Below are 12,284 nucleotides of genomic sequence, written 5' to 3'. Positions count from 1 at the left end.
TATCTTTTTCATTTTGAACACAGCTTGAGGAGGACGAATTTATAGTTATTTTACCTTCTTTGTTTACCATAAGGCATACATCTTTTGATATATCCTCTTTTTCTAAAAGCCTAACAAGCTTTTCTAAAAACTCTTCTTCCGTGTCTGAAACGCTGCTAAGTTGCTCTATCTCTTTTAAAATTTCCAGAAACTTCTTGGCTCTCTCTTCTTTTGTTGTGTCGTATACGACGGATAAAAGGTATGTTTTACCATCCAACAAGATGGGTGATGAAAACACATCTACATCTCTTATCTCTCCAGATTTAAGCCTGTGTTTAAACCTAAATCTATTTATCTCTTTGTTTTTGGCTTTTGATATGAGTTCTTTTAGTTCCTCTTCATTTAGAGTGTTTATATCCCAAGATTTTAAAGAGGTTATCTCTTCTTTTGTATATCCGTAGAACTCCAGTGATGCTTGGTTGGCGTTTACTATGCTGTAAGTCTCTGGGTCTACTAAAAATATAGGTATACTGTGTCCTTCTAAAAACGTTTTGTAAAACTCTCTTTCGGATTTCAGATTGTAAATCGCTATGGCGGTAACTATCAGTATGTTTAGATATCTAATGCGCCAGTATATACCGTATAGGTTTTCCACATCTTCTTCTTTTATAAGCTCATAAAAGTATTTAGCTACATAATGAAGCCTTTCGTGTGCTTTGTGCACATCTTTTTTAACATCCTCTTTGATATTGGACTTTTCTATTTCATTGTAAACTGGACAAGCCTTAGCGTCAAGTTCTATGGATGGGTTTTTATTTAACTCTAAGTAATCTTTTGTTGCAGCATCCTTAAGCTGTGCGCTTAGTTTTGAAAGCTCAGGCAACACGTCTTCGCTGTATAAAGTAGATTCCAAAGATTCTGAATCTTCTATACATCTTATAGCATAAGCCATTGCTACATTTTTTTCAAAGATTTTAAAGAAAAAGCATATTTTATCGTAAGCTTCCTCTGTAAATTCATGGCTTTTGAAGTAATCTTTTATGAAGCTATTTTTTATGTTCTCAAGGTTGTGCTTTAAATAGCTGATATGTGTTATGTCATAAGCTTCGTAACCTATCTTTTTTATGCTTTCCTCATCTATAATCCCCGTTTCTAAATAATCATTCAATAATTTATTTATACTTTCTTTATATGCACAATTTATAGTTTCCATAATTGTATAATTATATCAAAAAAACGAAAAAAGTTTGGAAATATTTTAAATTAAGCTTAGGTTATAGCTTTAAAAATTTTTCAACATTATCAACAACAATCTTTGCTTTAGCTTCATAATTGTTAAAAGTTTCCATTTGTTTTTTAGTCATTTTAGCGTTATATTTTACTTCTACCAATGTTTTATCCTCTGTGAAAAAATCTATTTCAACGCTATCTTCATAAACGTAGCAGGGGTTTTTAGATTTTATCTTTAAAAATACCAAATTTTCAAATATAGCACCTTTATCTTTGAAGCCAGTAATTGCATTTCTTACGCCCACATCGGCGACGTAAATTTTTTTAGAAGACCTTATTCTTTCGTTTAATTTGCCGCATCTTTCCACAGTGTATATCAAGAATGTATCTTTAAAATATTCAAAGAATCTTCTTGCGGTATCTACGCTTATCCCAAGTACTTTGGATATCTTGTTTAAACTAAACTGCTTTCCAGACCTCTCCATAAGAAGGTAAAAAAAGTCTCTCAGTAGCGATACCTCTTTTATGTTGTGAAAGTGTATAATATCTTTATATATGATGTCATCGGTAAGCTGTTTTATATATTCTATATCTTCCGTTATTACATACTGAGGTATACCGCCCAGCTCCATATATTTTTCGAAGTATGTATAAGTTAGGTGAGCGTTTGCTCTGGTTATCTTAAGATTTTTAAAAGATAAGAACTCTTCAAAATCAAGCGGCAAAATCTCAGTTATTCTACTTCTTCCAGTGAGGTATGCATTCTCATCTTTTAATATAGAGGCTGATGATGACGTGGCAAATAATTTTATGTTGTATAAATCGTAAATATTTTTAAGTTGTTGTGAAAAATTTTTCTTATAAGCTATCTCGTCAAGAAAGACATAAACTCTCTGCTCAAAGGGTATACCTTGTATCTTAAAATAGTCTTCCAATATATCAAGTATGGTTTTATCTTCTATGCCGTAAAAATCAAGCGATATGTAAAATATATGCTTAGGATTTATGCCAAGCTTGTTTATTAAATTGCTTATGGTAAGCTTAAATATAGTTGATTTTCCTACCCTTCTAATGCCTGTTATTAGCTCTATTTCTTTCTTGCCAAGATATCCTATTAGCTTATCCACATACTTTGGCCTTTCGATGGCACTTATCTTGTAATCGTTTTCCCACCAAGGGTTGAATCTATAAAACACCTCTTCTATATCCATATAAATATTATACGATGCTATCTTATAAAAAGCTATAAAATTATACGATGCTGTCGTAAACTATTCATACTAACCAATAAGCTTGACTACTGCCTTGATTGAAGATAAATTAATAGGGTTAGACTATTTGAAAAAGGAGTGTTTTTATGATTTTAGAAGCGATAGATGTAAAAGAACTTTTGCAAGAAAAGGCTGGTTATATACTTTCTTTTTTGATGGGACAAGGCGGAGAATATGCAGAGATTTTTTACGAGAGCTCTTCAAATACGCGTATAATATTTGAAAACAACAAAGTAGACAAGATAGAACACGGAAACGATGTAGGTGTTGGTCTTAGGCTTATAAAAGATCATAAGGTATATTACGGATACTCTACGGAGTTTGACATGGATTCTCTTACAGAGCTTGCAAAAACCATAGCAAACGCCTCTTCTCAAGGGCCTATCAAGGTTGGAAAAGCCTATTCAAAGGCTTATATGCCAATAGAAATAGACCCAGAAGCGATAGAGCTTTCAAAGAAGATAGAGGTTTTAAGCAGAGCAAACGACGCAGCTAGGTCTTTTGGAGATTATATAAAACAAGTGAGTGCCGTTTTAATGGATAAGAAAAGGGAGATAATGATAATAAACTCTCTTGGAGAGCATGTAGAAGATACCCAAACCAGAACTATTTTTTATACAGAAGTGGTATCTTACAAAGATGGTATTCTCCAAAGAGGCTATGAATCCATGGGTGGTAACGTAGGTTTTGAGCTTTTTGAAAGAAAAAAACCAGAAGAAATAGCCTCCATAGCTGCAAGAAGGGCTATTATGCTTTTGGATGCAAAACCAGCACCAGCAGGTAGTTTTACCATCGTGATGTCTTCAGAAGCAGGTGGGACAATGGTGCACGAGGCTGTAGGCCATGGACTTGAGGCGGATTTGGTCCAGCAAGGCCAGTCCGTATACAAGGATAGGATAGGCCAAAAAGTGGCTTCTCCTTTGGTGAGCGTAATTGATGATGCCACCATACCCGGTATGAACGGCTCTTTTAACTTTGACGACGAAGGAATAGAAGCCCAAAGGACAGTGCTCATAGAAGACGGTGTTTTGGTGGGATACATGTATGACAGATTAAGAGCTATGAAAGACGGTGTAAAATCCACCGGCAACGGTAGGCGCCAAAGCTATGCATATCCTCCAGTTGTGCGTATGACAAATACTTTTATTAAAAGCGGTAAAACAAATCCAGAAGATATAATAAAAGACACAAAAAAAGGCATTTTGGTAAAGAAAATGGGAGGCGGACAGGTAAACACTATTACAGGGGATTTTGTTTTTGATGTGATGGAAGGCTATATCATAGAAAACGGTCAGATTACATATCCAATCAGAGGAGCAACGCTTATAGGCAACGGCCCTAAGGCTTTGGAAGATATAGATGCCGTAGGTTACGACGAGGGTTTTGCAATAGGTACCTGCGGAAAAGATGGTCAAGGGGTACCAGTTTCAGATGCTCAACCTACCATAAGGATAAAATCCATGACCCTTGGTGGATGCGAGGTTTGTAGTGGATAAAATAATAGGTGTAAAACAACAAGAGCTAAACCTCAAATTATCCGAGCTAAATAGGGTTAAATATGAAATAAACGATTTAGAAATAAAGAAAAAAGATATAGAAAACGCTATGGACCTTTTAAACAAAGATGTATCCACATATGAAGAGTATATAGCAAATTTAGTGGCCTATCAAAAGCTCTATACAAGGTTAAAAGCTATAGAAAAAACGCTTAATGAGTTAAAACTGTTAGAGGAGGCTTTGGCTGAGGAGGCAAAAGATATTGTTAGAGATATTAAAGCTATGGAGATTATAAAACACAATAGGCTAATTGAGCATATGAAAAAAGAACTTTACAAAGAAGAGATGGATGCTAGCTTTTTCTACAACCTAAAACATTTTTACATAGTTTTGATAACCTTGTTTTTGGCTTTTAACATAAAAACCTTTGGAGCACCGGCTTTGTATCAAAACGCTGAAAGTCAAATAAACCAAGCTATCAACCAAGACCAACAAAACCTAAACATGCTTTTAGACCAAAAGCTTAAAAAGTTAGAACAGCAAAAGAAAGAGCTTCAAGCCCTTATAAAAAAGCAAGAAGAGCTCCAAAAGCTAGAGAAGAAGAAGCAAGAGGAGGCCAAAAAGAAAAAACAACAAGAAGAGCAAGAAATACAAAAGTATGTAAAAGTTGTAGCTGCTGCCGATAGCGACCAAGCGGGAGCCATGCTAAACGACGTAGACCCTGAGATAGCGGCTAAAATTCTTGTGATGCTACCATCAAGAAAAGCTGGAAGTATACTATCTGCGATGGATCCTAAAAAAGCTGCCCTTGTTACCGATTATATTATGACCCATAAAAAAGAACTAAACGCCATGAAAAAAGAGATTATGAACGCCAAAAACCAACCTCAAAATCAACCTACGCCTTCTGCTTCACCAAATCAAAACCAACCCCAAAACTCTCCACCACCTCCACCGGGATAATTTATGAAAACCTTAGATAAAGCCAACGAGAAACACATTGAAGAGATTTTAAACAAATATAAAGAGCATGAGGATGTTATAAACAAAGCGATTGATTTTATCTATCAAAAGCATGAAAACCAAACAAGAAAATCTGGAGAGCCCTACGTAAACCACCCTATAGCAGTAGCAAGCATCCTCTCTTCCATAGGGATGGATTATTATAGCGTTGTGGCTGGGCTTTTGCACGACGTAGTAGAAGATACCGATACCACCGTTGATGAGATAAAAAGGGAGTTTGGAGAGCAAGTGGCTAGTTTAGTAGACGGTCTTACCAAGATAGATAAGTACAAGTTTTCTTCAAAAGAACAGGCAAAGGCTGAAAACTATAGGAAAATGCTTTTTGCCATGTCAAAAGATGTAAGGGTCATAGTTATAAAGTTAGCAGATAGATTACACAACATGAGAACCCTTGATTACATGCCAAGACACAAACAGCTTGAAATAGCAAAAGAAACCATAGATATATACGCTCCTATAGCTCATAGACTTGGTATATGGAGCATTAAAAAAGAGCTAGAAGACTTGTATTTGAAATACACGCATCCTGAAGAGTATGAAAAGATAAAAGCTTTTATTCAGAACATAAGCAAAGAATCAGAAGTTTACCTTAAAAAATACTTTATACCAAAGATAGTAGAGGCTATAAACGGCTTTTTTAAGGATAAAAAACCAAACTATACAATACAGTATAGGCAAAAGCACATATACAGCATTTATCAAAAAATTAGGCGTAAAAATTTAAAGCTGGAAGATCTGCAAGACATCCTAGGTATAAGAATTATAGTGGAAGATGTAGCAGAGTGCTATACTATATTAGGGATAGTGCACAGCATATTTAGACCCATACCGGGTAGCTTTGACGATTACATATCACTGCCAAAACCAAACATGTATCAATCTCTGCACACCGCCGTTGAAGGTCCTAAAAAAAGAGTTGTGGAAGTGCAAATTAGAACTTACGAAATGCACGAAAGAGCAGAAAAAGGTATAGCGGCTCATTGGGCTTACAAAGAAAACTCTTCCACAAAAGATAACTCTATATTTGCATGGCTTAGGGATGTGGTAAACAGCATTAAGACAAAAAACGCCGATGAACTTATAGAGGCTGTTAAAGAAGAGCTATTTGAAGATGAAGTATTTGTATTTACTCCAAAAGACGATGTTATAGTGCTTCCAAAAGGCGCCACGGTGCTTGATTTTGCATATTATATACATACAGATATAGGAAATCACTGCCAAAGAGCTATAGTAAACAACAAGATAGTGCCTCTTTCTTATACGTTACAAAGCGGTGATAGGGTTGAGATTATAACAAATCCATCTCAAAGTCCAAAGATAGAATGGCTCAAAATAGTAACTACAAAAAAAGCAAAAACCCGTATTAGGCTTTTCTTAAAGGCAAAAGAAAAAGAGCTTGCCATAGAAGAGGGTCAAAAAACCCTTTTAAAGCTTTCAGAGAAACTGAGTGTAAGCTTTGAAGATATGGTAAAAAAGCTCACTTCACATTTTGATTTAAACGAGCAAGAACTTTTTGCAAACGTGGGCTTTGGTAAAATCCCAATAAACAGGGTGATAAAGCTATTTTCCAAAGAAAAAGAACAAAAACACATAAAGGATGAGGGCAAAGAGGGTTCTTTGAAGCTTGAGAGCGTCTCAAACGTGCTTTTTAGCGTGGCTAAATGCTGTATGCCTATACCAGGCGACCCCGTCATGGGTGTTATATCAAAAAACGCCGGCATTGTTATACACCATGAAAAATGCCCAAACCTTCAATACGCCATTAGAAACATACCTCAAAAGGTGGTAAAAATAGATTGGAAAAATCAAGACAAACTATATACCACTAGGGTAAGAGTGCTGGCTTCAGATAGACCCGGCATACTCTCAGAGGTTTCTTCAGCTTTTGCAAAATCAAATATAAATATAGTAGAAGCTTCTACAAAAACCAACAATCTAAACATAGCAAACATGGATTTTAAAATTCAGGTAAAAACCATAAAAGACTTAAACAAATCTTTTGATGAGATAAAATCTATAAAAGGTGTGGAAACCGTAAAGAGGGTATTTGGGTGAATTCTTTAGAAGTTTCTAAGAGCTTAGGTTTGATACACGAGGGAAAGCCTTTCTTGATAAAAGACGTGTTTTTTGATTCAAGAGAGCCAATAAAAGATGCCATGTTTGTAGCTATAAAAGGAGAGAAAACCGATGGTCACCTTTATATAAAAAACCTTCTTGACGAAGATATAGCCGGGTTCTTGGTAAGAGAAGACTTTGATTGTAAAGATGTATTGGCAAAAGGCAAATCTTGTTTAAAAGCCAAAGATACGATAAAGGCTTTGCAGGATATAGCCTCTTTGAAAAGAAAAAGCATTAGAGCGAATGTGGTGGCGGTGGCTGGTTCTGCTGGTAAGACAACTACGAAAGAGCTTATAGCACATGTCTTGCCCGGAAAAGTCCATAAAACTTACAAAAATTTTAACTCTCAGATAGGGCTTCCAAAAGTAGTTATAACAGCAGAAAGCGATATAGACTACCTGGTGCTGGAGATGGGGGCCACGGCTTTAGAAGATGTAAAAAAGCTAACCAACATAGCCAAACAACATATAGGGGTTATATCTTCTATAGGAGAAGAGCATCTTGAGAGTTTTGGTTCTATTGAAAACGTGGTAAGGGGAAACTTTGAGGTGTTTGACTCTCCAAATCTTTTGTCTGGTATTTACCCTAAAGCGTTTCACAGCTTTTATAAAAAAGAATACGGGCTTAGTTTTTGTAGATTTAGAGATGATGCCGATATAAGGATAAAAAATGTCTACATAGACGAAGAAGGTACGCATTTTGAAATAATGGGAACTCAGTTTACTATACCGGTCTTGAGCATAGGTGTAGCGGAGAGTGCAGCAGCGGCAGTTGGTGTTCTTTCTTCTCTTGGCATAGATTGGAAAGAGCTAAAAGATAGGTTTGAGAGTTTTAGGGGTGTGCAAGGGAGGATGCAGCTTATAAAAAAAGGACTTTTCAGAATAATAGACGACACTTACAACGCAAACCCTGTTTCTGTAAAAAATGCCATCCTTACCGTTGATAGTTTTAAAGATTTTAATAAGATAATAGTTTTGGGGGATATGCTTGAAATGGGAGAGTATTCAAAGGTTCTTCACGAGAAGGTGGGGGCTATGCTAAAATCTTCTCATATCAACAGCGTGTATCTTTATGGAAGCGATATGAAATACGCTTACGATGTTTTAAGATTTTCCAACAAAGAGGTTTTTTATTTTGAAAACCAAGAGGAGCTTTCTTCTTATCTTATTAAAAGCCTAAAACAAAAAACCGATACCCATACGATGATTCTAGTAAAGGGTTCTAGAGGCATGAAGATGGAAAACGTTGTAGATGAGCTTGCAAATAGGTTATAATATACATTGCTGTTGATAGGCATGGCATTTTAGTTTGTATATAGACGTTTGGAGGTTTATATATGGAAGATTTGGGAAAAGATGAAGTAGTGGTAGGAAGGTATATAGTAAAAACTCAAAAGTATTACTATTCAAAAGACCATGTATGGGTTTTGTTAAAAGGGAGCATAGCTAAAATAGGTATAACAGATTACGCTCAATTTCAGGTGGATACCGTAGAAGAAGTTAAGCTTCCAAGTGTAGGAGATTACTTTGAACCACAAGATGTAATTTGTAGAATAGAAGGCTTGAAAGGGATGTTTGAGGTGCTGTCGCCTATTACTGGTACTGTAGAAAATACAAACTCTTACTTGGAAGACAACCCAAGCACAATAAATGAAGATCCATACGAAGAGGGCTGGCTTGTAGAAATTAGAATGTCTGACCCGCTTGAAATAGAAGACCTTATGTCTTCAAGCGAATATATAGAATATTTGGAAGAGCTCATAAGAGAAGATTCCGGCTCTGTGAGTATAATACACTCACCAGATATATTAGAAGAAGAGCCTTTAGAAGAAATACCGGAAGATGAGCTTGGATATGATGAAGAGCATTGATTTATTTTATATTAAATAAATCTTCGTTGTTTTTCTCGCTGGAAAAGCTCAATACCTTTATGTATAAAACACCTTTTTGCGGCATATAAACATAGAAAGATTCCGGAGTTAAATTTCTTGTTAACCTTAGGATGACGTAGGATACATCTTTTACAATTTTTGATTTTGGTATAAAGAGTATATCGTAATAGCCATTCTGATAAGAGGTGAGTATAGGCCTGAATACGGTGGTTATATCTTTGTTTAGTATGCTTATGCCTTTTATCTCTTCGTTTTTACCTTTTACGTCGTAAGTGTAGTTTGAACTTTTGTTGTAGAGTATGGTGTTTTTGCCGTTGTATAGTATAACAAACTTGTTAGGCTTTTCGTATACAAGCTTTATTTTAAAAGGTGATTTGTTTTGAATATATGCCTCACCGTAAGATGTGATAGGTTTAGCGTAACCTATTGGGTAAAACTTTTGTTGGAAGCTTATTTTTATAAGCTCCATATGTTTTATCTTATTTAAAAATTTATCTACTATTCCGCCAAAAGCCAAAGACACTGTAAAAATGACAGCTAACATATATTTATATTTAAAGCGCATGAAACCTCCTTAAAAATCCTGACAATACTTCAAACCACGAGTATAACTCTTCAAACTTCACGCTCTCTATGTTGTCGTATGTTGTGTTTGATAAAATACAAGGGTAAGAACCAATCATAAGCGTTTTTATGTCTTTATCTTTAAAAGGAGCATGCAAGAAAGACATTGTTTTTGTTTTTAGGAAAAATATGTTTTGATTTATACTCTTTGCGTATTTGTAAAATTTTTCGCTCATATAAAGAGAGTTTTCACCATAAGCATCTTCATAAAAGCAGCTTTTGTTTGTCCATCCCATATTAAAAATAGATATTGCATAGTAAACGTGTTTTAGATTTTTGTCAATATGCTTTTTTACACCCTCAAAGTCGCAGTTATCTTCCTCTGTAAACAAGAACCTAAATCTAAAATCGCTGTTGTAATTTTTACAAAAAGATTGTGCAATGCCAAGCGACAAAGCTACCGAAGAAGCGCTGTATATAGCTCCGTAGCTGTCATCTTTTGAGCTTATAGAAGTAACGATGCATACTGTAGGCCCTCTTCCTATATCAAAAGATATATTTTCTATCTCTGTTTGTTCTTCTTTAACGGGTTCTAAGGTTATGTACGTCAGCTCTTCTATGTATTCTAAGTCTTTGGAGCTCATAGAAAAAACTGGCATGTTGAAGTTGAAAACCCTTTGATAAAAACTTGTATCGATGGTGATTAGACTAAATATAACGGCTTTTGGTTTTATGTCGTTTATTTTGTCTTTATAAAGCTCTATATCTACTATATCTTTGATTAGCAGGATTGGAATATAACCTTCGAGGGTGTTTATATATCTTAACTTCTCTATCTCAACGATAAAAATTTTGCCTTCTACATGCTCTTTGAATTTGTTTAATATGTTTAGTTTTACAAGTTTTTTAGCTTTTAGAAAAAAATATGTAGGTATAGTTTTAGATTTAAGCTCTTCTATTTTAAGCGATAGGTTATTTTTTATGGCAAACTCTTTTATAAGATTTTTTGTATGGTTCGCCCCTGAAGAATTTATAGGCCTTGGATATTTTGATATCTCTTTGCAAACCTCATCTATAAATTTATGTGTCATATACTGGGGTAAGCCAGTGTCTATACCTTTCTATGTTGCCTCTTACCGCATCAAAGTATAGTTTTTGAAGCTTTTGAGTTGTGGGGCCTATGCCTCCGTCTCCTATTGGTCTGTTGTCTATTGCTGTTACCGGGGTTATCTCCGCTGCTGTACCCGTTAGAAACACTTCGTCAGCCATATAAAGCTCGCTTCTTGCTATAGACCTTTCTTCTACTTCTAAGAATAGCTCATTTTTTGCAAGCCTTATAATGGCTCTTCTGGTGATACCTTCTAATATGCCTTCGCTAAAAGATGGTGTAATAAGCTTTTTACCTCTTATTATAAAGATATTTTCACCAGAACCTTCGGCCACATTGCCTTGTTCGTTTAAAAGTATGGCCTCGTCATATCCAGACATCAAGGCTTCTGTTTTGGCTAAAGCGCTGTTTACATAAGCTCCAGCCACTTTCCAGCGAGAAGGTATAGAGTTGTCTGGATTTCTCTTCCAAGAAGATACTTTTGCATGGATGCCTTTTGAAGTGTCTAAATATCTACCAAACTTGTACGTATATATGGCTATCTCTGGTGTAAAATCTTTAAGCTTTGGTGTTAGCGCCAAATCCTTAAAATATACAAAAGGTCTTATATAAGTATCTTCTCTTATTTCGCTTTTTCTCAAAATTTCTTTTGTAATTTCCGTTAGTTCTTCCGGGGTTTTGTTTAAGTTCATAAACATTGCTTTTGCGTTTTTTAAAAGCCTAGCGTAATGCTCATTTGAAAATAGTATGTAAAGCTGTTTGTGTTCTTCGTTGTAATATGTTCTTATACCTTCAAAAACAAGCGTACCGTAGTGTATAGAGTTGGTTTTGATGTTTATGTTGGCTTGTTCTACTGGTATTATTTTTCCTTCAAAATAAGCATACTCCATTTAACCACCTCTTAAAAAATAAAATAAAAATGCCGAAGGTGGGACTTGAACCCACATGCCCTTGCGGGCGGAGTTTTGAGTATCTCGTAACATGCTTTTTATCTTTGTCCCGCAAGGCTTTTTACTTTCACTGTGCCATATTTGTGTCATGACTTTCCTCATCGTTAAAAACACTCTCAAGTGCTTTTCTCTTATACATATCTACCATTTTAGCATAAATCAATGTATGAGTTCAATACATCGTGATAAGTATACTAAGGATTGACGCCTACCATAAAAACTATTTTACAACCTTACTAGAATTATATTCTTTATTTCTATAAACGAAATTTTAACGGAGGTACAAGTATACTACAATTAAGTGTTTACAATGCTATTTTTTATGGTTTATTAGCTTATAAGTTTGCTATACGAAGCTATATTAAATTTTAAAAGATATTTAAATGCGGGGCTTGTTTTAAAAGCCCCAAAACATGGAAAATATTTAAAATACTACTCCTACTTCTCCAAATGGACCATCTACTTTAAAATCTGTTTTTATAGAGCTTGCATCTATCTTTAGCTCTTCATATCTATAACCTGCTCCTATAAACAAATGATTGCCTAGCCCATTTTTTATAAACACCGGATAGAGTTTTGCTTCTGCTACTACGTCATAATACGTGTTTGAGCCGTAAGTTATACCTTTTATATGGAAATCGCCTTCTATTGCT

The 12,284-nt window shown here is 35.1% G+C and carries 10 protein-coding genes and 1 pseudogene; 5 read left to right on the top strand and 6 right to left on the bottom strand.

Annotated features, from left to right (window positions below; genetic code table 11):
• Both ACP5S8_RS06805 and ACP5S8_RS06800 read right to left on the bottom strand, forming a co-directional pair.
• The coding region (locus ACP5S8_RS06805) for a PAS domain S-box protein (RefSeq protein WP_461876213.1) at positions 1 to 1,192 on the bottom strand (1,192 nt) is incomplete at its 3' end.
• A 61-nt stretch (positions 1,193 to 1,253) separates the two neighbouring features.
• Positions 1,254 to 2,420 (bottom strand): ATP-binding protein, encoded by a 1,167-nt coding sequence (locus ACP5S8_RS06800; protein WP_461876212.1) that lies wholly within the window; start codon positions 2,418 to 2,420, stop codon positions 1,254 to 1,256.
• A 146-nt stretch (positions 2,421 to 2,566) separates the two neighbouring features.
• On the opposite strand from ACP5S8_RS06800, the gene ACP5S8_RS06795 reads away from it, so the two are divergent.
• The 5 genes from ACP5S8_RS06795 to ACP5S8_RS06775 all read left to right on the top strand — a co-directional run bounded on the left by ACP5S8_RS06795 (position 2,567) and on the right by ACP5S8_RS06775 (position 8,988).
• Positions 2,567 to 3,976, top strand: a complete 1,410-nt coding sequence (locus ACP5S8_RS06795; RefSeq protein WP_461870818.1) for a TldD/PmbA family protein — start codon at positions 2,567 to 2,569, stop codon at positions 3,974 to 3,976.
• Entirely contained in the window at positions 3,969 to 4,940 is a 972-nt protein-coding gene (locus tag ACP5S8_RS06790) for a MotE family protein (protein ID WP_461876210.1), read from the top strand. The genes ACP5S8_RS06795 and ACP5S8_RS06790 overlap by 8 nt, the downstream gene beginning before the upstream one ends.
• Positions 4,941 to 4,943: 3 nt before the next feature.
• Complete coding sequence (locus ACP5S8_RS06785; RefSeq protein WP_461876209.1) at positions 4,944 to 7,055, top strand: RelA/SpoT family protein; 2,112 nt, start codon at positions 4,944 to 4,946, stop codon at positions 7,053 to 7,055.
• Positions 7,052 to 8,392, top strand: coding sequence for a UDP-N-acetylmuramoyl-tripeptide--D-alanyl-D-alanine ligase (locus ACP5S8_RS06780; protein ID WP_461876208.1), 1,341 nt, complete (start codon positions 7,052 to 7,054; stop codon positions 8,390 to 8,392). The genes ACP5S8_RS06785 and ACP5S8_RS06780 overlap by 4 nt, the downstream gene beginning before the upstream one ends.
• A 62-nt stretch (positions 8,393 to 8,454) precedes the next feature.
• Positions 8,455 to 8,988 carry a glycine cleavage system protein H gene (locus tag ACP5S8_RS06775; RefSeq protein ID WP_461876206.1) on the top strand — a complete coding sequence of 178 codons (534 nt, stop codon included), beginning with the start codon at positions 8,455 to 8,457 and terminating at the stop codon, positions 8,986 to 8,988.
• Between the two features lies 1 nt (position 8,989).
• On the opposite strand, the gene ACP5S8_RS06770 is transcribed toward ACP5S8_RS06775, so the two are convergent.
• From ACP5S8_RS06770 to ACP5S8_RS06755, 4 genes and pseudogenes are all read right to left on the bottom strand, one after another.
• Entirely contained in the window at positions 8,990 to 9,574 is a 585-nt protein-coding gene (locus ACP5S8_RS06770) for a LolA family protein (RefSeq protein ID WP_461870813.1), read from the bottom strand.
• Entirely contained in the window at positions 9,564 to 10,664 is a 1,101-nt protein-coding gene (locus ACP5S8_RS06765) for a zinc-binding metallopeptidase family protein (protein ID WP_461876205.1), read from the bottom strand. The genes ACP5S8_RS06770 and ACP5S8_RS06765 overlap by 11 nt, the downstream gene beginning before the upstream one ends.
• Positions 10,654 to 11,571, bottom strand: a complete 918-nt coding sequence (locus ACP5S8_RS06760) for a branched-chain amino acid transaminase (protein WP_461872367.1) — start codon at positions 11,569 to 11,571, stop codon at positions 10,654 to 10,656. The genes ACP5S8_RS06765 and ACP5S8_RS06760 overlap by 11 nt, the downstream gene beginning before the upstream one ends.
• A gap of 484 nt (positions 11,572 to 12,055) precedes the next feature.
• Positions 12,056 to 12,284, bottom strand: a pseudogene (locus tag ACP5S8_RS06755) (hypothetical protein); the annotation flags it as partial.

This window comes from Hydrogenobaculum sp., assembly GCF_049967395.1.
GTDB lineage: Bacteria > Aquificota > Aquificia > Aquificales > Aquificaceae > Hydrogenobaculum.
Note: the sequence above shows the minus strand (reverse complement) of the source record. Positions and strands in the feature narration are given on the sequence as shown.

What these genes read in the sequence shown, in the direction of transcription:
- ACP5S8_RS06795 (WP_461870818.1), top strand. Translation starts at nt 2,567, where the DNA reads ATGATTTTAGAAGCGATAGATGTAAAAGAACTTTTGCAAGAAAAGGCT.
- ACP5S8_RS06785 (WP_461876209.1), top strand. Translation starts at nt 4,944, where the DNA reads ATGAAAACCTTAGATAAAGCCAACGAGAAACACATTGAAGAGATTTTA.
- ACP5S8_RS06800 (WP_461876212.1), bottom strand. Translation starts at nt 2,420, where the DNA reads ATGGATATAGAAGAGGTGTTTTATAGATTCAACCCTTGGTGGGAAAAC.
- ACP5S8_RS06760 (WP_461872367.1), bottom strand. Translation starts at nt 11,571, where the DNA reads ATGGAGTATGCTTATTTTGAAGGAAAAATAATACCAGTAGAACAAGCC.
- ACP5S8_RS06765 (WP_461876205.1), bottom strand. Translation starts at nt 10,664, where the DNA reads ATGACACATAAATTTATAGATGAGGTTTGCAAAGAGATATCAAAATAT.
- ACP5S8_RS06770 (WP_461870813.1), bottom strand. Translation starts at nt 9,574, where the DNA reads ATGCGCTTTAAATATAAATATATGTTAGCTGTCATTTTTACAGTGTCT.
- ACP5S8_RS06775 (WP_461876206.1), top strand. Translation starts at nt 8,455, where the DNA reads ATGGAAGATTTGGGAAAAGATGAAGTAGTGGTAGGAAGGTATATAGTA.